The 25,234-nt window shown below is 57.0% G+C and carries 26 protein-coding genes; 17 read left to right on the top strand and 9 right to left on the bottom strand.

Annotated features, from left to right (window positions below; translation table 11 throughout):
* Positions 1 to 271 precede the first annotated feature (271 nt).
* The 15 genes from IEY52_RS01740 to IEY52_RS01670 are packed head-to-tail and all read left to right on the top strand — an operon-like array spanning position 272 to position 14,842.
* Entirely contained in the window at positions 272 to 598 is a 327-nt protein-coding gene (locus IEY52_RS01740) for an NADH-quinone oxidoreductase subunit A (protein ID WP_188999570.1), read from the top strand.
* Positions 589 to 1,125: a NuoB/complex I 20 kDa subunit family protein gene (locus IEY52_RS01735; RefSeq protein ID WP_188998890.1), complete on the top strand. Its 537-nt coding sequence runs from the start codon at positions 589 to 591 to the stop codon at positions 1,123 to 1,125. The genes IEY52_RS01740 and IEY52_RS01735 overlap by 10 nt, the downstream gene beginning before the upstream one ends.
* On the top strand, positions 1,113 to 1,727 hold the full coding sequence (locus IEY52_RS01730; protein ID WP_188998888.1) for an NADH-quinone oxidoreductase subunit C: 615 nt from the start codon (positions 1,113 to 1,115) through the stop codon (positions 1,725 to 1,727). Before IEY52_RS01735 ends, IEY52_RS01730 begins: the two co-directional genes overlap by 13 nt.
* Entirely contained in the window at positions 1,724 to 2,926 is a 1,203-nt protein-coding gene (gene nuoD, locus IEY52_RS01725; RefSeq protein WP_188998884.1) for an NADH dehydrogenase (quinone) subunit D, read from the top strand. The genes IEY52_RS01730 and nuoD overlap by 4 nt, the downstream gene beginning before the upstream one ends.
* Positions 2,923 to 3,429 (top strand): DinB family protein, encoded by a 507-nt coding sequence (locus tag IEY52_RS01720; RefSeq protein WP_188998881.1) that lies wholly within the window; start codon positions 2,923 to 2,925, stop codon positions 3,427 to 3,429. The genes nuoD and IEY52_RS01720 overlap by 4 nt, the downstream gene beginning before the upstream one ends.
* A gap of 13 nt (positions 3,430 to 3,442) precedes the next feature.
* Complete coding sequence (gene nuoE, locus IEY52_RS01715) at positions 3,443 to 4,054, top strand: NADH-quinone oxidoreductase subunit NuoE (RefSeq protein WP_188998878.1); 612 nt, start codon at positions 3,443 to 3,445, stop codon at positions 4,052 to 4,054.
* Complete coding sequence (gene nuoF / locus IEY52_RS01710) at positions 4,051 to 5,385, top strand: NADH-quinone oxidoreductase subunit NuoF (protein ID WP_188998875.1); 1,335 nt, start codon at positions 4,051 to 4,053, stop codon at positions 5,383 to 5,385. The genes nuoE and nuoF overlap by 4 nt, the downstream gene beginning before the upstream one ends.
* A gap of 54 nt (positions 5,386 to 5,439) precedes the next feature.
* On the top strand, positions 5,440 to 7,596 hold the full coding sequence (gene nuoG, locus IEY52_RS01705; protein ID WP_229684604.1) for an NADH-quinone oxidoreductase subunit NuoG: 2,157 nt from the start codon (positions 5,440 to 5,442) through the stop codon (positions 7,594 to 7,596).
* Positions 7,577 to 8,713 (top strand): NADH-quinone oxidoreductase subunit NuoH, encoded by a 1,137-nt coding sequence (gene nuoH / locus IEY52_RS01700; RefSeq protein WP_188998871.1) that lies wholly within the window; start codon positions 7,577 to 7,579, stop codon positions 8,711 to 8,713. Before nuoG ends, nuoH begins: the two co-directional genes overlap by 20 nt.
* Positions 8,713 to 9,243 carry an NADH-quinone oxidoreductase subunit NuoI gene (nuoI, locus tag IEY52_RS01695; protein ID WP_188998868.1) on the top strand — a complete coding sequence of 177 codons (531 nt, stop codon included), beginning with the start codon at positions 8,713 to 8,715 and terminating at the stop codon, positions 9,241 to 9,243. Before nuoH ends, nuoI begins: the two co-directional genes overlap by 1 nt.
* Positions 9,240 to 9,809 (top strand): NADH-quinone oxidoreductase subunit J family protein, encoded by a 570-nt coding sequence (locus IEY52_RS01690; RefSeq protein ID WP_188998865.1) that lies wholly within the window; start codon positions 9,240 to 9,242, stop codon positions 9,807 to 9,809. The genes nuoI and IEY52_RS01690 overlap by 4 nt, the downstream gene beginning before the upstream one ends.
* Positions 9,809 to 10,111 (top strand): NADH-quinone oxidoreductase subunit NuoK, encoded by a 303-nt coding sequence (gene nuoK / locus IEY52_RS01685; protein WP_188998862.1) that lies wholly within the window; start codon positions 9,809 to 9,811, stop codon positions 10,109 to 10,111. The genes IEY52_RS01690 and nuoK overlap by 1 nt, the downstream gene beginning before the upstream one ends.
* A 4-nt stretch (positions 10,112 to 10,115) precedes the next feature.
* Positions 10,116 to 11,981 carry an NADH-quinone oxidoreductase subunit L gene (nuoL, locus tag IEY52_RS01680; RefSeq protein WP_188998859.1) on the top strand — a complete coding sequence of 622 codons (1,866 nt, stop codon included), beginning with the start codon at positions 10,116 to 10,118 and terminating at the stop codon, positions 11,979 to 11,981.
* Complete coding sequence (locus tag IEY52_RS01675; protein WP_188998856.1) at positions 11,978 to 13,399, top strand: complex I subunit 4 family protein; 1,422 nt, start codon at positions 11,978 to 11,980, stop codon at positions 13,397 to 13,399. Before nuoL ends, IEY52_RS01675 begins: the two co-directional genes overlap by 4 nt.
* A 3-nt stretch (positions 13,400 to 13,402) precedes the next feature.
* Positions 13,403 to 14,842, top strand: coding sequence for an NADH-quinone oxidoreductase subunit N (locus IEY52_RS01670; protein WP_229684603.1), 1,440 nt, complete (start codon positions 13,403 to 13,405; stop codon positions 14,840 to 14,842).
* Positions 14,843 to 14,909: 67 nt separating this feature from the next.
* On the opposite strand, the gene IEY52_RS01665 is transcribed toward IEY52_RS01670, so the two are convergent.
* On the bottom strand, positions 14,910 to 15,653 hold the full coding sequence (locus tag IEY52_RS01665) for a copper homeostasis protein CutC (RefSeq protein ID WP_188998853.1): 744 nt from the start codon (positions 15,651 to 15,653) through the stop codon (positions 14,910 to 14,912).
* Positions 15,654 to 15,728: 75 nt separating this feature from the next.
* Here IEY52_RS01665 and IEY52_RS01660 point away from each other — a divergent pair, with 75 nt between their 5' ends.
* Positions 15,729 to 15,977, top strand: a complete 249-nt coding sequence (locus tag IEY52_RS01660; protein ID WP_188998849.1) for a hypothetical protein — start codon at positions 15,729 to 15,731, stop codon at positions 15,975 to 15,977.
* Here IEY52_RS01660 and IEY52_RS01655 read toward each other — a convergent pair.
* The gene (locus tag IEY52_RS01655; RefSeq protein WP_188998846.1) at positions 15,903 to 16,586 is read right to left on the bottom strand and encodes a copper homeostasis protein CutC; all 684 of its coding nucleotides are present in this window, start codon (positions 16,584 to 16,586) and stop codon (positions 15,903 to 15,905) included. The genes IEY52_RS01660 and IEY52_RS01655 overlap by 75 nt on opposite strands.
* A gap of 178 nt (positions 16,587 to 16,764) precedes the next feature.
* Here IEY52_RS01655 and IEY52_RS01650 point away from each other — a divergent pair, with 178 nt between their 5' ends.
* A complete protein-coding gene (locus IEY52_RS01650) occupies positions 16,765 to 18,636 on the top strand; it encodes an ABC-F family ATP-binding cassette domain-containing protein (protein ID WP_188998844.1) in 1,872 nt (623 codons plus the stop codon).
* A gap of 26 nt (positions 18,637 to 18,662) precedes the next feature.
* On the opposite strand, the gene IEY52_RS01645 is transcribed toward IEY52_RS01650, so the two are convergent.
* The 7 genes from IEY52_RS01645 to IEY52_RS01615 form a co-directional block, all read right to left on the bottom strand.
* The gene (locus IEY52_RS01645; protein WP_188998841.1) at positions 18,663 to 19,571 is read right to left on the bottom strand and encodes a glycosyltransferase family 2 protein; all 909 of its coding nucleotides are present in this window, start codon (positions 19,569 to 19,571) and stop codon (positions 18,663 to 18,665) included.
* Positions 19,546 to 20,070 carry a dTDP-4-dehydrorhamnose 3,5-epimerase family protein gene (locus IEY52_RS01640; RefSeq protein ID WP_188998837.1) on the bottom strand — a complete coding sequence of 175 codons (525 nt, stop codon included), beginning with the start codon at positions 20,068 to 20,070 and terminating at the stop codon, positions 19,546 to 19,548. The genes IEY52_RS01645 and IEY52_RS01640 overlap by 26 nt, the downstream gene beginning before the upstream one ends.
* Before the next feature lie 38 nt (positions 20,071 to 20,108).
* Complete coding sequence (gene recJ, locus IEY52_RS01635) at positions 20,109 to 22,268, bottom strand: single-stranded-DNA-specific exonuclease RecJ (protein WP_188998834.1); 2,160 nt, start codon at positions 22,266 to 22,268, stop codon at positions 20,109 to 20,111.
* On the bottom strand, positions 22,265 to 22,600 hold the full coding sequence (locus IEY52_RS01630) for a LapA family protein (RefSeq protein ID WP_188998832.1): 336 nt from the start codon (positions 22,598 to 22,600) through the stop codon (positions 22,265 to 22,267). The genes recJ and IEY52_RS01630 overlap by 4 nt, the downstream gene beginning before the upstream one ends.
* Positions 22,597 to 22,923: a nucleotide pyrophosphohydrolase gene (locus tag IEY52_RS01625; RefSeq protein ID WP_188998829.1), complete on the bottom strand. Its 327-nt coding sequence runs from the start codon at positions 22,921 to 22,923 to the stop codon at positions 22,597 to 22,599. The genes IEY52_RS01630 and IEY52_RS01625 overlap by 4 nt, the downstream gene beginning before the upstream one ends.
* Before the next feature lies 1 nt (position 22,924).
* On the bottom strand, positions 22,925 to 23,632 hold the full coding sequence (locus IEY52_RS01620; protein ID WP_188998826.1) for a CHAD domain-containing protein: 708 nt from the start codon (positions 23,630 to 23,632) through the stop codon (positions 22,925 to 22,927).
* A gap of 83 nt (positions 23,633 to 23,715) precedes the next feature.
* On the bottom strand, positions 23,716 to 25,014 hold the full coding sequence (locus IEY52_RS01615) for a trypsin-like serine protease (RefSeq protein WP_188998822.1): 1,299 nt from the start codon (positions 25,012 to 25,014) through the stop codon (positions 23,716 to 23,718).
* Positions 25,015 to 25,234: the final 220 nt, after the last annotated feature.

Below are 25,234 nucleotides of genomic sequence, written 5' to 3'. Positions count from 1 at the left end.
CCTCCCTGATCCCTCCCAGAAAAGGGCTTTGTCAGCTGTCAGAAAAATCTCATCCTGTAAAGCGTTTAAAACCAAATTGTGCGTAGTGGTGGGGAAATTCTTTTATTTTCCCTGGCTTTGTGGTATGAATGTACTGACCGTTTTGTAGTACATCGTGCATGGGGCAAAAGACCCCGTTTGTTTTGTCGGAAGTCTTTGTGCTTTTTTTCACCAATTTAGGGAAAAAAAGCACGATGTAGGAGGGAGAATGGAATATTTCAACATCCTGATCATGTTCCTCGTCGCTGGAGGGATTGGTGTGCTGGCTGTGGGCGTGAGTGCCATCCTGGGACCCAAGAAAGCCTCCCGCACCAAACTGATGCCCTACGAGTCTGGAAACGACCCTGAAGGCAGTGCCAGAGAGCGTTTCCCGGTTCACTTCTATCTGGTGGCCATGCTGTTCATTGTCTTTGACATTGAAACGGCATTTTTCTACCCCCTGGCGGTGGCTTTCAAAAAACTCGGGGTGTTTGCCTTCTGGGAAGCCGTGACCTTTGTGGTGCTGGTGCTGGTGGGCTACTACTACATCCTGAAAAAAGGAGTGCTGGAATGGCGCTGACCGATCTGTTCACCAAAGATGTGCAGGAACTGGAAAACTCGGGAATCCTTTTCAGCAGCCTGGAGAAGCTGGTGGCCTGGGGACGCTCCAACTCCATGTGGCCTGCGACCTTCGGGCTGGCCTGCTGTGCCATCGAGATGATGAGCTCCACCGATGGACGCAACGACCTCGCCCGCTTCGGCTCTGAAGTGTTCCGGGCTTCCCCCAGGCAGGCCGATGTGATGATTGTGGCCGGACGCCTCTCCAAGAAGATGGCCCCGATCATGCGCCGTGTCTATGAACAGATGCCCGACCCCAAATGGGTGATCTCGATGGGGGCCTGCGCCAGTTCTGGAGGGATGTTCAACAATTACGCCATCGTGCAGAACGTGGACAGCGTGGTGCCCGTGGATGTCTTTGTTCCTGGTTGCCCTCCCAGACCCGAAGCGCTGATCTACGCTGTGACCCAGCTGCAGAAGAAGGTGCGTGGGGAAGCCTACGACGAGCGCGGTGAAAAACTCAAGGCGGTGGATGCATGGACCCGCTGAACGAACTGCTGGACCGCCTGAACCTCAAAGTCACCCTGGGCCAGTTGCAGCATGTGGTGGTGGAGCGGGACGACCTGCTCAGGGTGGCTCGTGAATTCCAGCGTGCAGGTTTCGTGCTGCTGGATGTGGTGGGTGCAGATTACAGCGAGTATGTGGAAGACCGTCCCAAGCGCTTCGCTGTGATTTACAACCTCTACCGCATTCCCAGCAAAGAGCGTGTTTTCCTGCGCATTTACCTTTCAGATGGGGAAGAGGCTCCCAGCCTGTATTCCATCTGGAAAGCCGCAAATTACCTGGAAAGGGAAGTGTACGACCTGATGGGGATTGTGTTCCTCAACCACCCGGATTTGCGCAAAGTGCTGACCCCCGAAGATCTGGAAGGCCACCCGCTGCGCAAGGATTTCCCCCTCGGCGAAACCCCCACCTTGTTTAACGAGGGCCGTTTCATTGATCCTCCCACCTTCCGGGCTGGCCTCTCTGGACAGGAGAAGGGCCTCACCGGATGGCGTGGAGGAGAGCGGGTTGGAGACCAGAGCACCCCCAGCTTCCCTCCCACCGTGGATGTCTTTGAACAGAACGTCTCCAAAGGAGGTCCCAAATGACCCTGCTTGATCAGGAAGCCTCCAGCCTGCTGCACACCGAGGAAATGATCCTCAACGTGGGACCCCAGCACCCCTCCACCCACGGGGTGTTGCGTCTGGTGGTGCACATGAACGGGGAGTACATCACCAAGGTGGTGCCCCACATGGGCTACCTGCACACCGGTTTTGAAAAGGTGATGGAAAACCGCACCTACCACCAGAACGTCACCTTTGCCCCCAGAACCGATTACCTGCACTCCTTCGGGCATGAGCTGGCCTACGTGCTGAGCGTGGAAAAACTGATCGGTGCCGAAGTCCCGGACCGTGCCCAGCGCGTCCGGGTGATTCTGCATGAACTGGGGCGCATCCACTCGCACCTGGTGTTCTTTGGCACCGGGATGCTGGACCTGGGGGCGCTGACCCTGCTGTTTTACTGTTTCCGGGAAAAAGAGTGGGTTCAGGACCTCTTTGAAGAGGTTTCGGGTTACCGCATGAACCAGGGGTACTTCCGGGTGGGGGGCCTTTCCAGAGACATCCCCGATGGCTGGGCCGAGAACGTGCGCAAATTTGCAGTGGAATTTGACCACCGCATTGATGAGTACCAGACCATGTTTGCCAACAACCCGGTCTTCCTGGCCCGTACCACCGGAATTGGTAAGGTGACTGCCGAGCAGTGCCTGGACATGGGCATCACTGGACCCAACCTGCGGGCTTCTGGCATTGATTTTGACCACCGCAGAGACAACCCCTACTCGGGTTACGAGCAATACAAATTCGATGTGCCCACCGCCATAGAGGGGGACTCCTTTGCGCGTTTCATGGTGCGCCTGGAAGAGATGCGCCAGTCTGCCCGCATCATCCGGCAGGCACTGGACGATCTGGTTCCCGGACCGATCAAGGACCCCAACCGCAAGGTGAGCCTGCCCCCCAGACCCGAACTGGAAACCAGCATGGAGGCCGTGATTCACCATTTCAAACTGGTGACCGAGGGCTTCCACCCCCCCAGAGGGGAAGTGTACGTTCCAGTGGAAACAGCGCGTGGCGAGGTCGGGTACTACATCATCTCTGACGGGGGCAGCATGCCTTACCGCCTGAAGATCCGTGCTCCAAGTTTTGTGAACCTGCAACTGATGGAAGTGGCCGGAATTGGCTGCCAGTTCGCAGATTTGATCACTGTACTGGCCAGTGTGGACCCGGTGCTGGGAGATGTGGACCGATGAGCGAAGCCCTGACTGCAGATCAGGTGGTGATGAACGCCTGGAACCGCAACAAACAGGTGAATGCCTCTTTGCTGGGTGCCCTGACGGCAGAAAAGCTGGATTTGCGGGATCCTGCAGGCGGCTGGACCATCGGGCAGCACCTGTGCGACCTGGTTGATTTTCGCAGGGGCTGGATGGAGACCATCGCTCCTGAGCACGCTGAAAAAGTGGCTTACCTGCATCAGGTGCTGGAAGACCGTGGCTTTGATGTCAGCACCCATGATGTGCAGGAGATTCAGCAGATTTTGCAGCAGGCCGATCAGGTGTCTGAACAGGCCGTGCAGGAAAAGCTGGACCAGAACAGCGGGTTTGAGAAGGTGTATGAAAGCCATCCCCTGATGTTTCTGCAGCATGCCATGGTGCACGATGCCCACCACCGGGGCCAGATCCTGATGGTGCTGAGAATGAACGGGGTGGCCTGGACCGAATCCGACGGTCCGATGTGGGCCCCCTGGCGGGAATGAAAGCGGAGGAGAAATGCGTTACTTTGCCGACAAACAGGACGTAGTGCAGGACATATTTTCAAGGTATCCCGACACCGAACGCGGCAGACGCAGCGCCCTGATGCCCCTGCTCAGGGAAGTGCAGAACGCCTTCGGGTACGTCCCAGAAGAGAACATCGAGGAAATCGCTTCCCTGCTGGGCAACACCGCCACCGAAGTGAAATCCGTGATGAGCTTCTACTCCACCTACCACACCATTCCCACCGGAAAACACCACCTGCAGGTGTGCGCCACATTAAGTTGCGCCATCGCGGGCAGCGATGAACTGTGGGATCACCTGGTGGACACGCTGGGCATTCAGCAGGGAGAGATCACAAAAGACGGACTTTTCTCGATCCAGAAAGTGGAATGCCTGGGAAGCTGCGGAACCGCCCCCATGCTGCAAATCAACGACGAGGGTTATCACGAGTGCGTTTCCAAGAAACGCATCAAACTCCTGCTGGACCAGTTCCGCAGGGGAGAGCCTTTCAACCCCGACATCCTGCCCCCCATTCCGATTCATGCAGGGCAGCAGGAACTGGAAAACGGACTTCCCGCAGGTGGCCTCGCCACCACACTCCCCTCACTGGTGGAAGGTGAAGCATGACCCAGGCCCCTCCCAGACCCATCACCTCGGGCATTGATCCCCGGTTCAAGCCCACCCTGTATGCCCGTGTGGGCAAAAAAGAAAGCTACACCATCGACTCCTACAAAGAAGATGGTGGGTACACCTCTTTAAAGCGGGCTTTCCAGATTGGCCCAGACGCCATCATCGATGAAATGAAAAAGAGTGGACTGCGTGGGCGTGGAGGTGCAGGATTCCCTACCGGAATGAAGTGGAGTTTCATGCCCCTCAAAGACGGCAGGCAGCACTACATCATCTGCAACGCCGATGAATCCGAACCCGGAAGCTTTAAAGACCGCTACCTGCTCACCGAGGATCCCCACCAGCTCATTGAAGGCATGATCATTGCGGGTTATGCCATGCGGGCCAGTGTGGGTTACATCTACATCCGCGGGGAGTACGTGCTGGCGGCAGAGCGCACCTGGGCAGCCATCAAGGAAGCCCGCAAGGCTGGGCTGCTGGGCAAGAACATTCAGGGCAGCGGCTTTGATTTTGACTTGCAGGTGCACCGGGGCGCAGGGGCTTACATCTGCGGTGAGGAAACCGCCCTGATGAACTCCCTGGAAGGCCTGAGGGCCAACCCCAGACTGAAACCGCCCTTTCCTGCAGCAGCAGGACTCTATGGCCTCCCCACCACCATCAACAATGTGGAGTCTTTCTGTGCGGCCACCCACATCATCAAGTATGGCCCGGAGTGGTTTGCCAGCATGGGCACCGAGAAATCCAAAGGCACCAAGCTGTATCAGGTGTCTGGCCCGGTCAAACGCCCCGGTGTGTTTGAACTTCCCATGGGCACCACCTTCCGCGAGTTGATCTACGACTGGTGCGGAGGCCCCACCGAGGACATCAAGGCCATCATCCCCGGAGGGTCCAGCACCCCCATGATGCCCTGGACCGATGAAATCCTGGACACCCCCATGGACTACGAGAGTGTGGCGGCCAAAGGTTCCATGCTTGGAACGGGTGGCGTGATCCTGCTGCCCAAATCGATGTGCATCGTGAATGCCACCTGGAACCTCGTGCGTTTCTATGCCCACGAATCCTGTGGGAAATGCACCCCCTGCCGCGAAGGGATTTCTGGCTGGATGGTCAAGATGTACGAGAAACTGGTGCGCGGACGGGGCAAACCCGGAGATGTGGAACTGATCCTGGACATGAGCGACAACATCTCGGGCAAGAGTTTCTGTGCCCTGGCAGATGCCTGCATGGGTCCGGTTTTAAGTTCCATCAAGCTGTTCCGCAACGAATACGACCATCTGGTGGTCAATGGCAAACCCATGTATCCAGCGCAGTCCCGCTGGAAGGAGGAGTGAGATGTCGTCTTTTTCGATGCGTTTAAACCTTCAACCTTCTGATGGATGTGACCTATGACGCAGCCCAGCAGCATCACCGTGATTGTCGATGGACGCGAAGTGCAGGTGCCCGCAGGCACCAGTGCCATTGACGCTGTTTTCCAGGCGGGCCGGGATGTTCCTTACTTCTGCTCCCAGCAGTACCTGAGCCCGGTTGGGGCCTGCCGCATGTGCCTGGTGGAAGCTGGAACCCCCAGAAAGAACCCGGATGGAAGCTGGATTCTGGACGAGCAGGGCAACAAGAAGATCTTCTACTTCCCCAAACCCATGGCCTCCTGCACCCTGGGGGCCAGCGATGGCATGGTCATCAAAACCCTCAGCGAGGGCGTCAAAAAAGCCCAGGCGGGCATGATGGAATTCACGCTGATCAACCACCCACTGGATTGCCCCACCTGCGACAAGGGCGGTGCCTGCGAACTGCAGGACCGGGCTTTCGAGTACGGGTACGGGGTCAGCCGCTTCCAGTTTGACCGCAGACACGCCGAGAAGCACTACGAACTCTCGGAATTCGTGGTGCTGGACCAGGAGCGCTGCATCCACTGCAAACGCTGCGTCCGCTACTTCGAGGAGGTGCCCAACCAGGAGGTGCTGGACTTCATCGAGCGTGGCGGGCACACCTTCATTGACACCATCGAGGGAGGACTGCCCAGCAACTTCTCGGGCAACATCACCGACATCTGCCCGGTGGGTGCCCTGCTGGACAACGTGGCCCGCTTCAGGGGCCGCAACTGGGAGTACGACCACACCGCGACCACCTGCACCGCCTGCTCTGTGGGCTGCTCCATCACTGTGGATGCCCGAAATGGCCGTCTGGAGCGCATCGTGGGCCGGGATAACCCCGAAGTCAACGAGCAATGGCTCTGCGATGGGGGCCGCTTCGGACACCCTTACGTGGACGATGGCCGCCTGACCCAGCCCCTGATCAAGGTGAATGGTCAATTCAGGCCCGCCACCTGGGAAGAAGCCATTGCCGCCATCCGCACCGGGTTGGACGGGGTTTCCGCCCAGCAGATGGGTTTTTTCACCAGAGCAGACATCACGCTGGAAGAGGGGATTGCCCTGGAAGCCTTCGTGAAACAGGTTGGGACCCCCAACGTGGACCACGCCCCCAGACATGGTGTGGTGGTCAATGCCCCTGCAGCGACCCTGCTGGATGTGGCCACTGCAGACGCCATCGTGGTGATTGGCGCAGACCTGAGCGAAGAAGCCCCTGTGGTGGATCTGCGCGTTCAGGAAATGCTCAAAGGTGGCGTGCTGCCCCTGCAATACGACTTCGGGACCGCCATTGCCGACCTGAGGCTCACCGAGCGCATGCACCGTTACCGTGAACGCCTTGCGGTGTTTTACCCCACCACCACCCGCATGCATGGTGTGGCGGACATTTCTGCAGAGATGAACTCCATTCAGGTGCTGGAACACCTTTCCAGCGTGATCAGCGGCCAGTATGCAGGCGGAGCCATCGAAGAAGCGGCTGCCCTTTTGAAGAACGCCAAGAAACCCGTGATCATCCTGGGCTCAGACGTGCTGAAAGGCGGTCAGATTGGGCTGGACATTGCGGCCCACATCGCCCTGTCCAGCAACGCCAAGGTACTTCCCATTCCTGCGGACTCCAACGGGGTGGGCCTCTCCAGACTGGAAATCGTTCCCCAGCAAGGTGCAGACCTTTCTTTGCTGGGCACCCTCAAAGCTGCACTGGTGTCCAGACTGACCAGCATCCCTGAAGACTTCAGTGGCTTCCTGGTGGTGCACGAAACCCAGCTCACTGAGGTGGCCAAACGCGCCCATGTGGTGCTGCCCGCCCTGACCAACTACGAGAAGCGCGGAACCACCGTGAACCTGGAAGGCCGCCTGCTCAAACTGGAACCTGCCGCCATTTCCTCCGGGGAATCTGCAGACCTGATCACCGCTCTGGGTGCCGTGGCGGAGGCCCTGAGTCTGAAAGCCCCCATCCGGGGACAGCGCAGCGCCCAGAAAGCCCTGAAAGACCGCTTCGGGGTGGATGTGGCAGATTTGCCTGCCCAGGGCAAAATTGTGGACCTGGGCAGGCAGTACAATGCCCGCACCAGCAAATACCACCGTCCCGAGGTGGGCATGTGGAAAGAAACCATGCTGCGCTCTGAGCGCCTGAGGGAAAAGTTGGGAGGAAGCTTCAATGCCGCAGTGGCTGATTGACGTCCTGATCACCCTTTTGAAGGCCATTCTGGTGGTGGTGGGGCTGCTGACCACCTTCGCATACATGACCCTGATTGAACGCCGCCTGCTGGCCCGCATGCAGATCCGCCTCGGTCCCAACCGGGTGGGTCCCATGGGCCTCTTGCAACCCGTGGCAGATGCCATCAAATCCATCTTCAAAGAAGACATCAACGTCACCATGGCAGACAAGGTGGTGTTCATCATCGCGCCCATCGTGGCGGTGGCTTCTGCATTAATGGCTTTTGGTGGGATTCCTGCAGGTCCCGCCAAATCGCTCTTTGGCACCGACCCCTGGGTGTTTGACCTTGACATCGGGATCCTGTTCATTCTGGCCGTCACCTCCATGGGTGTGTACGGGATTTTCCTGGCAGGCTGGGCTTCTGGCTCCAAATACCCCCTGCTGGGCGGTCTGCGCTCCAGTGCCCAGATGATCTCCTACGAACTGGGGATGGGCCTCGCACTGCTGGGCATGCTGATGATCGTGGGCAGCACCAACCTCCGTGACATCGTGGAATGGCAATTCAACAACGGGGCGATGTTCCTGTTCCAGTCTTTTGCCTTCATTCTGTTTGCGATCTCTGCAACCGCAGAAGTGAACCGCACCCCCTTCGATCTGGTGGAAGCCGAGCAGGAACTGGTGGCGGGTTACATCACCGAGTATTCGTCCATCAAATGGGCCCTGTTCCAGATGGCCGAGTACATTGCCATGATCACCGCCAGCGCCGTGATGAGCACCCTGTTCTTCGGGGGATACCGGGGTCCCGCTTTCCTGGACTCAGTCATTCCGGGCATCAGCGAATGGCCCCTGATCTGGCTGATCGTCAAGATCGCCATTTTCCTGTTCATCTTCATCTGGATCCGGGCCACCCTGCCCCGCTACCGTTACGACCAGCTGATGCGCTTTGGCTGGAAGGTGCTGTTCCCCCTGGCCCTGTTCAACACCATGCTGGTGGCCTTCTACATCGCGTACTTCCCCGATGCCAGCCTGTGGCCTCTGGCCCTGGTTGAGCTGCTGCTCCTGGTGGGCGGTCTGGCTTACAGCACCCGCTACAAACCTCAAACCCTGCACCGTGCAGAAACCCAAGGAGGGGACTGATGAGCGTTCTTGAAATCGCCAAGGGCATGGGGGTGACCCTCAGCAAGCTGTTCCAGAAGCCCGTGACCGTGTCTTACCCCGAACAGCGGGTGCAACTGAAACCCCGTTTTCGCGGTCGCCACATCCTGACCCGTCACCCTGGCACCGGACTGGAGAAGTGCATCGGGTGCTCCCTGTGCGCTGCGGTGTGCCCGGCCTACGCCATCTACGTGGAAGCAGGGGAGAATGACCCCAAAAGCCCGGTCTCTCCTGGTGAGCGTTACGCCAAGGTCTACGAGATCAACATGCTGCGCTGCATCTTCTGCGGCCTCTGCGAAGAAGCCTGCCCCACCGGAGCGGTGGTTCTGGGCAACGAATTCGAAATGGCCGATTACCGATACAAGGACTTTGTGTATGGCAAAGAGGACATGCTGGTGGGCAACATTGGTTCCCGCCCGCAGCGCCGCGAGGCCAAACGCAAGAACAAACCTGTGCGGGTGGGCTTTGAAGTGAAACCCAGAGAGGAGCTGGAAGGGGTGAAATACGAATGACCTTCATCTTCGTGACCTTCGCCCTGATGGCCATTCTGGGAGGCTGCCTCACCATTCTGGGCAGAAATGCTGTTCACGCGGCCCTCGGACTGGTCGCCTGCCTGATCAGTGTGGCCGGGCTGTACGTGACCCTGAATGCACACTTCCTGGCTGCAGTGCAGGTGATCGTGTACGCCGGGGCCATCATGGTGCTGTTTTTGTTCGTGATCATGCTCTTGAATGCGGCCAAACCCGTCACCGAAGAAAACCCTGTCCCCTTCGTGACCGAAGTGGCCGGGGTGGCGGCCTGTCTGGTGATCTTCGCCATGGTGATCATCATGAATTCCTTCAAGGCCCCCGCCATTCCTGAAGCAGCGGCAAAATTGCAAAGCGGTGCTCCCGGTCCCATCGGGGAAGTGCTGTTCACCAAATTCCTGCTGCCCTTTGAAGCAGTGTCCATCCTGCTGCTGGTGGCCGTGGTGGGTTCCGTTGCCCTGGTCAAGCGCCCGGAGCAGCAACAGGACAACCTGCCAGATGGCGAACTGGTCGGCTCTTTTGAAGGAGAGCGCCAGGAGGTGAAGGCCTGATGGACTCTGTCACCCCGTACCTGATGCTCTCTGGAATTCTGTTCAGCCTGGGCCTGATTGGAGCCCTGACCCGCCGCACCGCCATTCTGGTGTTTCTGAGCGTGGAACTGATGCTGAACGCCGCCAACCTTGCGCTGGTGGCTTTTGCGCAGGCCTGGGGGGATCTGGTTGCCCAGTCTGCGGTTTTCATTGTCATGACACTTGCTGCCGCCGAAGTCGCGATTGGTCTGGCGATCATTGTGACCATTTTCCGTAAGCGGGTCTCCACCAACGTGGACACCCTGGCTGAACTCAAAGGGTGAAACCATGCCACTTTATCTGATGCCCCTCATTCCCTTTGTGGGATTTCTGATCCTGATCACCTTCGGAGGCCGGGTCTTTAAAGGATCTTCCGGTGGCTGGATCGGATCGCTGGCGGTGCTGGGTGCCTTTGTGGTGGCGGCCAGCAACTACATGGGCCTGGACAAAGCCATTCACGAGCAGTACTTCACCTGGCTTCCCTACCTGGACGAAGGCAAAGACCTGAAAGTCGGGTTCTACCTCGATCAGGTCTCCAGCCTGATGACCCTGGTGATCACCGGTGTGGGTTTCCTGATCCACGTGTTCTCCATCGGATACATGCAGGACGACCCAAGATACACCCGCTTCTTTGCTTTCCTGAATTTCTTCGTGGCCCTGATGCTGATTCTGGTGCTGGGAGACTCTTACCCCCTGATGTTCGTGGGCTGGGAAGGCGTGGGCACCGCGTCCTTCCTCCTGATTGGCTTCTGGTACAACAAGCGGGATTACGCCAACGCCGCCCGCAAAGCCTTCATCATGAACCGCATTGGAGACCTGGGTTTCATGCTGGCGATGTTCCTGCTCTACAAGAACTTCGGAACCCTGGTGATCCCTGACCTCGCTGAAAAAGTGGAAGGCCTGAGCGCCGTGCTTCCTGCACTGGAACTGGTGGGACTCTTCCTGCTGCTGGGTGCGGCTGGCAAAAGCGGTCAGATTCCCCTCACCACCTGGCTTCCTGATGCCATGGCAGGCCCTACACCGGTGTCTGCCCTGATCCACGCGGCGACCATGGTGACCGCTGGGGTGTACCTGATTGCCCGCAGCTACTTCCTCTATGAAAAAGCCCCTGTAGCCCACGAATGGGTCGCCTGGGTGGGTGCACTGACGGCCCTGTATGGTGCTCTGTCTGCCATCAACCAGTACGACATCAAGAAGATTCTGGCCTACTCCACGGTGTCCCAGATCGGCTACATGATTCTGGCCGTTGGAGTCGGGGCTTACTGGGCAGGCATGTTTCACCTGGTGATGCATGCTTTCTTCAAGGCCCTGCTGTTCCTCACGGCAGGCAGCGTCATTCACGGTTGCCACCACGAGCAGGATGTGCGCCAGATGGGTGGCCTTGCCAAGAAAATGCCCCTCACCCATGCGGTGGGCGTGGTGGGCTGGCTCTCCATTGCCGGAATTCCCATCTTCTCGGGCTTTTTCTCCAAAGATGCCATCCTGACCAGCGCTTTCGAGCACAACGTCTGGATGTACGGCATTGGGCTTTTTGTGGCCCTGCTGACCGCCTTCTACATGACCCGCTGGTACGTGCTGGTGTTCCGGGGTGAATACCGTGGACACGCCCATCCCCACGAATCCGGTCCCATCATGACCTTCCCCCTGATCGCCCTGGCTGCCCTTTCCACCCTTGGCGGATTCCTCGGGTTGCCCCACATCTTCCAGCTGGGTGAAAACCGACTGGCAGGATACCTGGGCAAGGTGCTTCCTGCAGAACACTCCACCCTCTCGGAAAGCACCGAATGGACCCTGATTGCTGTGGCGGTGGGCACTGCTGCGCTCGGCATCATCATTGGGTTCACGCTGTATCGCCAGAAACGCATCGAGAAACTGGGCAGCTTTGAAAACGCCAGTTTGCAGGCCCTCTATGTGAACTCCCTTTATGACAGCATCTTTGGTGCACCTGCCAGAGGTCTGGCCCGTGGGCTGGATGCCATGGATAGGGGTGTGGAAGGCGGTCTGGAAGCCACGGCCCGTGTCTCCACCGAGCCCGGTGGCTGGCTGACCCACCTGCAGAGCGGTTATGTGCGTGCATACGCCAGCCTGATGCTGGTTGGCACCGCAGCCCTGCTGGTTTACCTTGCAGTGCGCGTTCTGGGAGGTCTGCAATGATTCACCTGCTGATGTACATCCCTGCCATGGCTGCACTGTTGCTGGTGTTCACTCCAGGAGCTACCAAGAAATACCTTGCCATTGCTGGCACCCTGCTGGCTTTCATCGTCAACCTGCTGCTGTGGCAACAGGGGGGTGCAGACACCACCACCGCCCCCTGGGTGCCCACCCTGGGCATCACCTACAGTGTGGGACTGGATGGGGTGAGCCTGCTGCTCACGCTGGTCACCTCCTTCATGAGCCTGCTGTGCGTGCTGTACGCCGCCTTCAATGTGGAAAGACCCGGCCCCATGCTGGCCAACGTGCTCCTGATGGAGTCCGGTCTGCTGGGCATCTTCGCTTCCCGCGACCTGATCCTCTTTTACATCTTCTTTGAAGCCACCCTGATTCCTGCCCTGGTGATGCTGGCCATTTATGGCGGTCCCAGACGGGTGCAGGCCCTCACCAAATTTGCGGTGTACACCATCATCGGTTCGCTCTTCATGCTGCTGAGCATGATTGGGGTCAAATACTACTCTGGCGCTGCAAGCTTTGCTCTGGCAGACCTGCTGGCCAAACCCTTAGATCCCAAAGTGCAAACCTGGCTGTTGCTGGGCTTTGTGGCTGCTTTCAGCGTGAAGCTCCCCATGTTCCCCCTGCACGGCTGGCTCCCCGAATTCCACGAGGAAAACCACAACTCTGGTGTGCCAGACGTGATGGGTACGCTTTACAAAGTGGGTGGATATGGGGTGTTCCGTTTCGCACTGCCCCTCTTTCCAGATGCCAGTGAAGAGCTGCGCATCGTGCTGATGGCCCTCGCTGCCTTCACCACCCTCTACGCTGCCTGGATTGCTTTCCAGCAGGTCAACTGGAAACGCCTGCTGGCCTACGCGGGCCTCAGCCACATGGGTCTGGTGGCCCTGGGTGTGTTCAGCATGAATGAGATTGCCACCACGGGCGCACTGTACCTGCTGGCCTTTCAGGGGGTTTACATGGGTGCACTGTTCCTGGCTGTGGGCATGGTCAATTCCCGTACCGGCAGCGTGGGCACCCACTTCGGGGGCCTGATGGACGATGCTCCTGTGCTTTCTGGCCTGACCATGACCCTGTGGTTTGCAGCCATTGCGGTACCCGGACTGGCCGGGTTCATCGGAGAATTCAGTGTGATGCTGGGCGCGTATCAGGTCAGCCCCTGGCTGGCTTTCCTGGCAGGCCTCAGCGTGATTGCTGCGGGTGCCTACGCCCTCACCGCTTACCAGAAGACCTACTGGGAAACCAAACCCCAGGGAACCACCCTGCTGAAAGACATTTCTGGTCTCGAAGGCCTGATTCTGGTCAGTGCGGTGGTGGTCAGTCTGGTGTATGGGATTTACAGTTCTCCTGCCATCGCCCTGATCCGCCCCACAGTGGACCGTCTGCTGCAAGGACTGGGAGGTTAAGCCATGACCCTGCAAATGCCTGACATCAACTTCACGGCCATGTTGCCCATCACCATCATCCTGATCACGGCAGTGCTGGCCACCATCCTGGGTTTTTTCACCACCCGCCGCAACATCGCCATGCTGGGCATCACCGGACAGGTGCTGACCCTGGGCAGTTTGTTCTTCCTGTGGGACCAGAACCTCACCAGTTTTGCGGGTGCCTTGCAGCTCAGCAACGTCAGCCTGGTGTTCGCGGGCATCATCCTGATTGGTTCAATCCTCAGCCAGCTCACCAGTCTGGACCATGCTTCCAGAAGCAACCTCAACTTTCCAGAGTTTGACATCATCCTGCTGTACGGCATTTCGGGCACCCTCCTGATTGCCTTCTCGGGAGACCTGATCGTGATGCTGATTGGTCTGGAAGTGATGTCCCTCTCCACTTACGTGCTCGCCACACTGCAAGAATCCAAGCGCAGTGAGGAAGCAGGCATGAAATACTTCCTGCTGGGCTCTGTGGCCAGTGCCATCCTGATTTACGGCATCGCCCTGATCTTCGGGGCCACGGGAAGCTTTGGCTATGACAGCATCCGTCAGGCCATTGCCTCCAACACCTTCCAGAACGAAATCCTGCTGCTGACCGGAAGCTTCCTGCTGCTGGCAGGATTCAGCTTCAAAGTGGCGATGGCCCCTTTCCACCAGTGGACCCCTGACGTGTACGCTGGAAGCCCCACCATCGTGACCCAGTTCATGAGCATTGTGGTCAAAACCGCAGCGTTCGCTGGACTGATCTCGGTGTTCCTGAAAGCCCTGCCTGGTGCAGACTGGATTTTGCCCGCCCAGGTCATCCTGGCCCTCACCATGATCGGGGGCAACATGGCTGCCCTGCGCCAGGCCGAGATCAAGCGCGCCCTGGCCTACTCTGCCATTGCCCACTCGGGTTACCTTGGGCTGGCTTTGCTGGCCAATCCTGAACTGGGGATTCCTGCCCTGCTGTACCATCTGCTGGGCTACACCTTTGCCAATGCTGGTGCGTTTGCAGTGGTGGCCATGCTGCAGCAAGATGACCGGGGCATCCTGATCCCCAAAATGCGCGGCCTGTACTACCGCAAGCCCCTGCATGCCATCTCGCTGGCGATCTTTTTGCTGTCGCTGGCAGGCATTCCGCCCTTCGCTGGCTTTGTGGCCAAACTGGTGCTCTTTGGAGCAGCCTTCCAGAGCGGTTACATTGCCATGACCGTGATTGCCATCGTCACCAGCATGATTGCTTTCGTGTACTACCTGCGTCCTGCCGTGCTGATGTTCATGCCTGCCGAGGAGGCCCAGACTCTGGAAGACCGTCCTTTCCCCAACAGCACCCTGACGGTGCTGGCCAGTGTGGCGGCCACGGTGGTGCTGGGGGTGCTGCCCAACTGGGTGCTGTCCCTCTTTGACAACCCCATCGTGCAGCAGGCCATGAAATAAAGAGATTGGCAAAAAGAAAACCCGCTCAGGCGGGTTTTTTGTTTTGTATGTGCTGGTCTGTGAAGGTTTACCTGCGGTAACGTGAAACATCAGAGGAGATGTCAAACCCGCTGTGCAAACCGCGCTTTTCCTTCTGTATGGGTTTGCCATTCATGATGGAAACATACTGTGCGAGGGTGATGGGATTGAGTTTGCCGTGCTCGTCCCTGACGGTTCTGCCAAACTGGATTTCTTTGACGCCGGTTTCCTGCAGAAAGGCAGGGAGGTTTTCGTAAGTGAAACCGCTGGCTTCCACCATCACCCTGAGGTGGGGTTTGTTGAGGGACACCAGTTTTTTCACTTCGGCCTGACCATCGGGGATGTTGACGGCCTGGCCCCGGGTGGTGACCCGTTCGACCCTGGGGTACATGCTGAGCAGCAGGTAGTTCACGCTGAGTTCCTGGGTGAAATCGAAGGCCGCGTTGAAGGTGATGTTGAAACCATAAGTGATCGCTTCTTCCAGCAAAAGCCAGTTGATCATGGATCCTTCGATGGCCCCAAAAGAGATGTTCTGAATGCCCGCCCTGCGGTAGGCGTCCAGAATTTTGTAGATCCGAGGCTTGCGGTCCAGGCCATAGGCATAGTCTTTGAGGTCCGGGCGGACCAGTGCGTACACCGGAACCCGGGAGGCTTCAAGCACTTCTGCTATGGTTTTCAGGTCGGGGCTGACACCACCTTGCATGATATGGCGCGCCAGGAGAAGGCGATTGGCTCCAGCGTTTTGCGCGGTTCTGACTTCAGTGGCATTTTCTACAATGACCTCAGCGATCATGTTGCCATGCTAGCATTTGCTGCTGAGGATTGGCTGAAAAGAGTGAATATTATTCTCCAGAACAAATAATTACATATGGATTACAATTCTAAAGAACTGCGCTTGATAAAACAAAATCTTGCCCAATGGGTTTCACGAGGTATGTATTTTTATGCAGTGTTTTTTGAAGACGATTCTGCTTTTTCAGTTGGACAACAGCTTGGCAACAGTGGTGAAGCCTGTTCAGCTGAAGGTGAAGTTTCAGCGGATTCAAAAACGCTTGAGGGATTTATGCAGCAGGATGTCAATGAACTGCTCGATCATCACCAGATCCAGCCTGCCTGAGCTGTCCCGACATTGCGCTCCAAATTGCACCCCGGCCACCCCGGAATTGCGCACAAAGTCTGCCATGGACTGGTGGGTCAGGCCTGTGCTTTCTGCAAAAACCTCCAGACCGTGGCGTGCTGCAGGCACCAGATCGCGGATGACCTCCCGACCCTCCCAGCTGGAAACCGCATTCCCACGGGTGACCAGACGGGTGATCCTGGGGTACATGCCCAGCATTTTCACCATCTGCACAGGATGCTTCAGGTTGTTGAAATCCTGAAAGGTGATCTGGAAACCAAAAGCCAGGATGTCTTCCAGAAAGAAAACATCCACAGCATCTTCATCCAGCACGGTGAGGGCAATGCGTTCAATGTCTGCGTTTCGGTAAGCTTTGAGGTGGCTGAGCAACTTGTCCTTGCGCTCTTTTTCGTAAGAAAAGCCCTGGTGGTCTGGCCGCACCAGCACCGTCAGAGGAATCCTCACGGCTTCTCGCACCTCAGAGAGGGTTTTCAGGTCTGGACTGGTTCCCCCCCGGCCCACATGACGGGCCAGCAGCACGCTGTGGGCACCAAGGTGCTGGGCTGTACGGACCTCGGTGGCATTTTCAATCATCACCTCAGCGAGCATATGCCCATACTATCAAAGCACATGCTGGAAAGCAGCCGATTTGTGCGGCGTTGCGGCCTTTTCTGGGCAAATGCTGCAGGGCGAGGGGAGATGTAAAAAGGGTGTAAAGGGGTTCGGGAAAACTGCCGATGAGGGTCGCTGTTCAACCTGATGGTTCCACATTCAGTACAATTTGAGGGTGTTAGTCCAGTTGAACAACATCCTGAAATATTACGGTCAGCAGACCGTGCTTGAAGATCTGAATTTTGCCCTGCATGCCGGAGAACGGGTGGCCCTGGTGGGTCGCAACGGTTCAGGGAAGAGCACCGTCCTGAAACTCATCACCGGAGAAGAAGACCCCACCTTTGGCGACGTCAGGCGTGCCCAGGGCACCACCATCGGCATGCTCAGACAGGACCCGGATTTTGATCCTGAAGACACCATCCACAGCGTGCTCGATTCTGCATTTCATGAACTGGACGGCCTGGAAGAACAGCTGGAACACCTGCAGTCAAAGCTGGGAGGGGCGACTGAGCAGGACTTCCAGGCCTACCATGACCTGCTGGAACACTACCAGCTCAGGGGCGGTTATGAACGCCGTTCCCGCAGGGACGCGGTCCTGCTGAACTTCGGCTTTCGAGGACGGGAATTTGAAAGGGTGGGCAGCCTTTCGGGCGGAGAAAAAACCCGACTGGGCCTGGCAAAACTCCTGGTCAGCAACCCGGAAGTGCTGCTGCTGGACGAGCCCACCAACCACCTGGACATCAAAATGCTGGAATGGCTGGAAGGCTTCCTGAGCCGTTATGCTGGAGCCATCCTGGTGGTGTCCCACGACCGGGCTTTTCTGGACAATGTGACCAGCAAGACCGCCTACATCCGGGACCGCAACCTGAAGGTGTACACCGGGAACTATTCCCACTTCAAACAGCAACTCGAAGCAGAACTGGAACACCAGTTGAAAGTCTTTGAGGCCCAGCAACGCAAAATTGATGCCTTCAAGGACTCTGTGGAACTCAACCGGGTGTGGGCCAGAAAAAACAGCCAGCTGTTCAAGCGGGTGCATGCCATGGAAAAACGCCTGGAACGCATGCAGGCCGCCCAGGTGGATGCTCCCCCTCCCGATGAAGAAGTCACCGAAGTCAGTTTCAAGTGCTCTGACTCTGGAGAAGTGGTGCTTGATGCCCGCCACCTGTCCAAGAATTTCGCAGGACGGCAGCTGTTCAAAGATGTGAATGTCCACATTCGAAAAGGAGAAAAAATAGCCCTGATTGGCATGAACGGGGCAGGGAAGAGCACCTTTCTGAAGGCTTTGCTGGGCCTGCTGAATTCTGATGATTCCCGCAGCACAGTCAAAAGCGGAGCAAGGGTAAGGGTGGGATACTACGACCAGCAACTCAGGGGTGTGGACCCTGAAAGCACCCTCTACGACGAAGTGCGTGCCCTGGTGGAAAAAGACCAGGAGGCCCACAACCTGCTGGGGGCATACATGTTTCCCTACGATGCCCAGACCAAGCAGGTCAAAAACCTCTCGGGAGGAGAACGGGCCAGACTGGCCCTGCTGAAACTCTCCCTGCAGCAGTACAACTTTCTGGTGCTGGACGAGCCCACCAACCACCTGGACATGGAAATGGTGGAAAGCCTGGAAGAAGCCCTCAAAGAGTATCCAGGCACCCTGCTGATGGTCTCCCACGACAGGCGTTTCATAGAAAACCTCTCAGACCAGATCTGGCTGCTGGAAGACGGCCAGTATTACAGTTATCCCGGAGGTTACCAGTATTACCGGCAAAAACATGTGGTCAGCCAGAAAACCGAAGAGGTCAAGGTCAAGGTGAAACGGGAACGTTCAGGTCCCAGCCTCTGGCACCTGAAGCGCAAACTGGAGCAGACCGAACAGGACATCCACGACACCGAAAGCAAACAGCAAAAAGCTGCAGAAGCCCTCGATCAGGCCAACCCTGACGCTGATTTTGCCATGCTGGGCAAAGCACTGGCCGATCTGGAACACCAGTTGCTGCAACTGATGGACCAGTGGGAAAACCTCAGCACCCAGATTGCAGAACTGGAAGCCTGAGTGCACAGCACCCAGAGCTGCACAGGTCAATCCAGCCCCCGCACTTTTCGCTTGTGTTTGCGTGTTCGGTTCAAGTGCATCTTCAACAGAGGGTGAATCAGCTTGTTTTCACTGATGCCCTGTAGGGTCAGCCAGTAGGTCAGGTGCCGCATCAGGTGCCGAATGAGTTGGGGAAGGGGATACAGGGGATTCAGGTGCTGGGAAAGCACCTGGGCTGCCTCGGTAAGGATGCGGTGTTCCAGCGCTTCAGGACGATCAGAAAGGTCTTTCCAGTGCTGTTGCTGGGGTTTTGGGGTTCTGGGGTCATAAGCCCTCCAGCCACCAGAGGGAAATTTCAAAACCGACAGCCGGGGATGAAAATGAATCCGGTGTCCTGACAGGCTCATCCTCCGCAGAAAATCGACATCCACCCCCACCAGCGCGTCTTCTGCAGCTTTCCAGGTGAGTTTTCCCCTGAGGTGCAGAATGCAAGACGGAGGAATGTGGACCAGGTGATATCCCTTTCCAGTGCTGGGTGGTCCCCAGATGCCCTGCAGTCCCTGGGGCAACAGGCGGGCACACATGGCATGCACCAGATCTGCCTGCTGGGTTTCCAGTGCGGACACCAGTTCTGAGAGGTGCCAGGGAAACCACAAATCGTCATGGCCCAGATAGGCAATGTATTTTCCTCTGGCCCGCTCCAGACCATCGTTGTTGGGCAGGGCCTGGCTTCCTGAATTTTGGGTGCGGTTGTAAAAATTCAGACGGGTGTCCCCAAACCCTTCCACCACTGCTGCAGTCTGATCGGTGCAGGCATCCCCAATCACCCACACCTCAAAATCCTGCAAGGTCTGGTTGAGGATGCTGCGCAGGGTGAATTCCAGTGAAGTGGCACTGTTGTAGGTGGCCACAATCACCGTGACGGTGGGTTCAGAACGTGAAAGAGATGAGGTCATTGGGCATGGGAAGGCGGTACTTGTCAGGGTCCTGGTGGTTGTAGGGTTTGTTGGGCATGTTGATGAAGGTGGCTTCTCCCTCGCCAATGTTCTTGACGGCATGCAAAACACCACTGGGAATCACGAACAAGACCCGGTGGTGTGCACTGAAGGTGAATTCATTGAGCATCCCCTGGGTGGGAGAGCCTTCCCGTGCATCATAAAAGGCCCACCTGAGGGTTCCAGAAAGAATGAAAATGCGGTCTTCCTGTTCCAGATGCACCACCCACCCCCGCACCGATTGTGGACGCACCACCACAGAGTAAACATACACCAGCGGATCAGGATGAAAATTCCAGGCTGGATTGAACACCTCAATCAGTTCTCCCCGGTGGTCTTCATTGGAAGGGCGTTCCATGATGTGCAGGCCTTCGATGCGCTTCTTGACGCTCTCTCCTGACGAAGTGACGGTTTGCCTGTCTTTGACAATCAACCCTGCGATGTTGGAATCAAGTTGCATGCCGCCATTTTAACAAAATCTCTCTGGGAGGGGCTCCCTCAGGAAAGGGACAGCAGGGATTCCTGCTTCGGGGTTTGCTTTGCAGCAAACAACTGCAACACAGCAGTGCTGAAACCTGCATCGCTCAGGGAAAGGAAAAACTGGGCCAGCGCGGTTTTGATGTAAGCCTCCAGGGCTTCTTGACGGTAACTCTGGCTGGCCCACACGTTGGTTCCGGGCACATCCATGAAAGAAGCCACCCCGAGTTCTTCCAGTGTCTCCGCACGGGGATGCTGGGTGAGGTGTTCGTTGCCATGCTGGTAAGCATTCAGCAAAGACAGCAAATTCTTTTCGCCCAGAGCAAAAGTCACCTCAGCCTGTTGCAGCCAGCGTTGCAGCACCTGCAGGGGAGGCAGGGCCATCAGCAGAATCTGAGGGGCATTTTCCTCCACAGAGAGCAAACGCACTTCTGGGCAGTTTTTCTGCAGAAATGGAATGCCCTCGTTTTCTGCGTACACAGCAAAGTGGGCAGGATGGGCTTTCAGTTCGGCAAAAGCTGAGCGGGCAGAAAGCCTGTGAACCCGCACTTTGCGGTCTTGCTGGACCAGGTCCAGAGGGTGCTGTTTGCGCACAGCATCGGCATCAAATTCCAGGGTGGTTTTGTTCTGGTAGGTGTTGCTGCCCAGAGCCACCGCAATGTCCACCGGGGTGCCCTGTCTGGGTCCTTTGAAGTCCCATTTTTTGCCCCGGATGCCGTGTGCCCTGAAGCTGTAATGCTTGCCTTCTTTGCCCATCTGGCGGCTTTCTTCCAGAGGGCCGTTCACCCAGAAGCTGGGGGGGCGGATGCCTTCACCGTAAGGTTCAAAACGCTGGATTTCTTCCAGCAGGCTGAAACGCGCAGCATTGGGTGGCAGCAGGGTGTCCATCTTGATCTGCCTGACCGGAACCGGGTAACGGTTCACAAATTCATGCAGGCGGTCCTGCAGCGCAGGGATGTTCTCTTCGTAAATGGCAAAACCTGCGGCTCCAGAGTGGCCCCCATAGCGTTTCAGCAGGTCTTTTGCAAAATTCAGGCCATCCACGGCACTGATGCCAGGGGTGGAACGCACACTGCCCTTGCCCTGCGCAATGATGAACACCGGTTTGTAGTAGGTTTCCAGCAGTTTGCTGGCCACAATGCCCATGATGCCTGCATGCCAGTCCTGGTGGGTGACCACAATGGCGGGATCCTCGGGGTTCACAATCTGCAGGGCATGCTGGAACATTTTGTCCTGGATTTCCTTGCGCTCCTTGTTGCGGGTGTCCAGGTAAATGCCCAGTTCCTGCGCCCTTCTTTCCGAGTAGGTGGTCAGGAACTCCAGGGCAATTTCTGCTTCACCCAGACGGCCTGCTGCATTGATGCGGGGGGCCAGAATGAAAGCCACATCGCGGGCACTGGGCTGCTCGATGCGGTTCTGCTTGAGGGCAGCCCGGATGCCTGCATGAATGCTGTTTTTCATTTGCTTCAGGCCAGCAATCACCAGCGCACGGTTTTCCCCGATCAGGGGGGCCACATCCGCAATGGTGCCAATGGTGGCGATGTCTGTGTATTCCACAGGATCCGGTTTGCCCAGTTGCTGGTGGATGGCCCACAACAAATGGTAAGCCACGCCTGCTCCGGTCAGGTTGTGCAGGTCATGGTCGTAATTGGGGGTCAGGTACGGGTGCACCACCAGACAGTCTGGGAATTCAGCCCCAGGCTTGTGGTGGTCTGTGACGATCACCTCTTTGCCTGCTTCCAGGACCCGCCGCACCTCTTCCAGGTTGGTGACCCCACAGTCCACGGTGACCAGCAAATCACAGGAATCAATGTGCTCCGGGACTTTGTCAGGATGCATCCCGTAGCCTTCGTTCAGGCGGTGGGGAATGAAGGCATGCACATCTGCCCCCAGGGCTTTTAAACCCAGCACCAGCACACTGGAAGCGGTGATGCCGTCTGCATCATAGTCTCCATGGATGCGGATGCGCTTTTTGTGCTGAATGGCTGCAATGATTCGACTTGCGGCTTCATGCAGGGCAGGATTGGGGCTCAGCCCCAGGTCTGGAGACAGGTGCTCGCGGGTCAGTCCACGGGAATGAAAAACCTGCGCCATCAGGGGGCTGATGGCAAAATCTTCCATCAGGGCAGACAGTTCAGCAAGGCTGGCTGGATTGGCCAGCGTCCAGACGGCCTCTTTCATGGTTCACGGGTTCCTTCCAGAGGGGCCAGATCTGGTGCATCAGACACCAGAGGGGCTGCAGGGACAGCAGGCTGTTTTTGCATTTCAGCACTGCGAACGCGCTCAGAACGGATGGCCCAAAGGCTGCGCAGGTAAGGAGGAAGCATCAGGAAGAAAGTGTACAATGCCCCCATTCCCAGGGTCATCAGGAGAAACCAGCCCAGTGAAATGGTGGTTTTGCCTCCAGAGATGAAAGGAAGGCGCACCTCCAGCGGGTTTTCCAGTTGAACCACCAGAATCATGCCCAGAAGGGTGAGCAGCAGCAGCACCTGGATGTATTGCAGGACCTTCATGCGGGCCCTGCCGGAAGGGGATACTTCAGGGCATTCTTTTGCATTTTGTCCTTGACGGCGGCTTCAAGGTCAATGTTCAACTGGCCACACAGGTGCAGCAGGTAAAGCAGCACATCAGCGGCTTCTTCTCCCACATGTTCCAGAACCTGAGGACTCTGGCGAACCTGCCAGCTTTCTTCAGGGGTGAGCCACTGAAAAATTTCCTGCAGCTCGGCGGTTTCCACCATCAGGGCCATCACCAGGTTTTTGGGGGTCTGGAATTCGGACCAGCCGCGCTCTTCAATGAAAGCCTGCTGTTTTTTCTGTACTGCGCTTAAATCCACCCTATGATTCTATCAGGACTGCATGTGTATTGCTCCATTCCTGCCAGACAGACACTGCTCTTTGTTGTTCCTCCTGATGCTGCTGGTTTAAAAGCTCCTGCAATTCGGGCAGGTAAGGATGCAGGAATTCAGGTGCTCCTTGCAACTCTGCTTTCAAAACCTCCATGTCCTGCATGTTGCCCAGATGCCCCAGCAAATCCACCAGGGCGGTGGGGGCCTCTGCCAGAATTTCCCAGGTGTAACGGTAGCGTTTGAGGTGCTTGCGCCAGCTGTGCCAGGCTGTGGCATCATCACTTTTCAACACCTTGCGGGCTTCTTTCTTCAGGGCGGCCCAGTCTTCTTGCAGGGTTTCTTTCACCTGTTCGGGGTCCGCGTCTGCAACACCCTTTGGCCGGGCAGGCAACCTGACCTCAGACCACATGCGGAGGCGCAAGGTCTGGTAATGCAGACCCAGCAGTTCCAGGGTCACTGCATCGGCGTGCAAATCTTTCAGCAGCTTTTTCAGGTTGCTCAGGGTCACATCCAGATCCCGGATGGGTGCGATGGTCTGTCGCAATTTCTTCCAGGGTTTCTGGGTTTTTCTGGATGCTCCCACTGCCCGCAGGTCAGCCTGGGCTTTGCGGGTCAGCTTGCGGGCTTCATGGATGGCCTCTTCATTTCCTTTTTCCAGTTCGTCCCAGATGCTGTGCAATTTGTGGGCATGGTCCATTCCGTCCTCCACTCTTTGACCTCAGCATAAAGGACCCACAGGCCAGAAATTGTCAGGCAAAAGCCGTCAGGGCTGCGATGTCCTCAGTGCCCCTGCAGGGCTTTGAGGCGGTTCAGGCATTCCTCAACCTGCAACTGGGCACACTTCTGGTAACTTTCCCTGGCTTTCTGCGGGTTGATGGGGTAAGGACCGGAACCCTGCTCATGCCAGAAGGCCAGCACATACCAGGCAGGACCAAAATTCTGTTTTGCAGATTTTTCCATCCAGAATGCTGATTTTTCCAGATTCTTGCTCACGCCGTCCCCATTCAGGTACATCAGGCCCAGCAGGTACTGGGAAGACTCCACCCGCCCCTGTGCTGCCGTGGTGCAAACGGGGAGTGCTTGCGTGAATTTCTTCTGGTCAAAAGCACTGGCGCACTCCTGTGCCTGTTTGTAGAGGTAATTGCCATCTGCCTGAAAATTGTTGACCAGCAGGGCCTTGCGGCGATCCGATTCTTTCACCCAGTCTGCAATGGCAGTGTCCCACTGGGCGGCCTGGGCAATGAATTTGCCGTACTGCAGCACATCCACAATGGCGGTGTACCCGACTTCCTGGCAGATCCGGTGGGTTTTGCTGCCATGGGCAATGCGATTGGCCTGCTCGGCGGTTCCACTGGCACTGCTGATGATGCCTGCCAGGGTCCACTGCCCATTGCGCAGGGCAAAAACCCCTCCTCCAGAATCTCCTGCACAGGCCCTGGCCCCCACAGAAGGCTGGATGACATAGGTGCCCACTGGCGTGCGTCCGAACCCTTCCACTTCTTCGGTGCCTTCATGCAATTGCCCGGCGGGTTCACTGTCCTGAAATTCGTAAATGCCAAATCCGGCCACCCGGATGCTTTCACCAGGGTTCAGTTCTTCGCTGTCCAGATTCAACAGCAAAGGGGCTTTTTTGAAACTGTTCCACAAACGCACAGCCCCTGCATCCACCTCCAGCAGGGCAAGGTCAGGTCCCTGGTATGTTCGCTCTTCCTGAAAATTCACCACTTTGGGATGGGAGGAGGTGGAATTGTTCAGGGCCACCCGACTGGAACGCTCCGGGGTGCGCAGAATCCGCTTGGGAATCAGAAAACGCCCTTTCACCATCAGTTCTTTCTGGTTGTGCCCAATCACCTCTCCGGGCTGTGGAAAATACACGATGGGGGAAGGAATGGCCACCATGTCCTCCACACAGTGGGCCGCTGTCAGCACCGTGCTGTTGCCAATCAGGACCCCGGAACACAGCGAGCCTTCCACATCAATGAGGGCCACCATGCTCTGGGCGATGGGTGAATTTGCTGCTGGAAGGTTGCCCCCACCCACCCTGGCCTGCGAAAAGCCGAAAAGCAAAAACGACACCATTGACCATTTTGACCATGACACACAAGTTCGATTCATACCAGCACCCCTTCAACTTCAGGTTCTTTTCAACAGTGTAGAGGGTTTTTATAGCCTTTGACAGAAGAATAAGAGGCTACTGCAAGGGTTGATGTTGTTTGGAATAGAAGGATTCTTTTTAATCCTTCTATTCCACTGATAAACGCAGTAGGGCAAACAAAAACCTCCTGAAAATCAGGAGGTC

The sequence above is a fragment of the Deinococcus roseus genome (assembly GCF_014646895.1).
Lineage (GTDB): Bacteria > Deinococcota > Deinococci > Deinococcales > Deinococcaceae > Deinococcus_C > Deinococcus_C roseus.
Note: the sequence above shows the minus strand (reverse complement) of the source record. Positions and strands in the feature narration are given on the sequence as shown.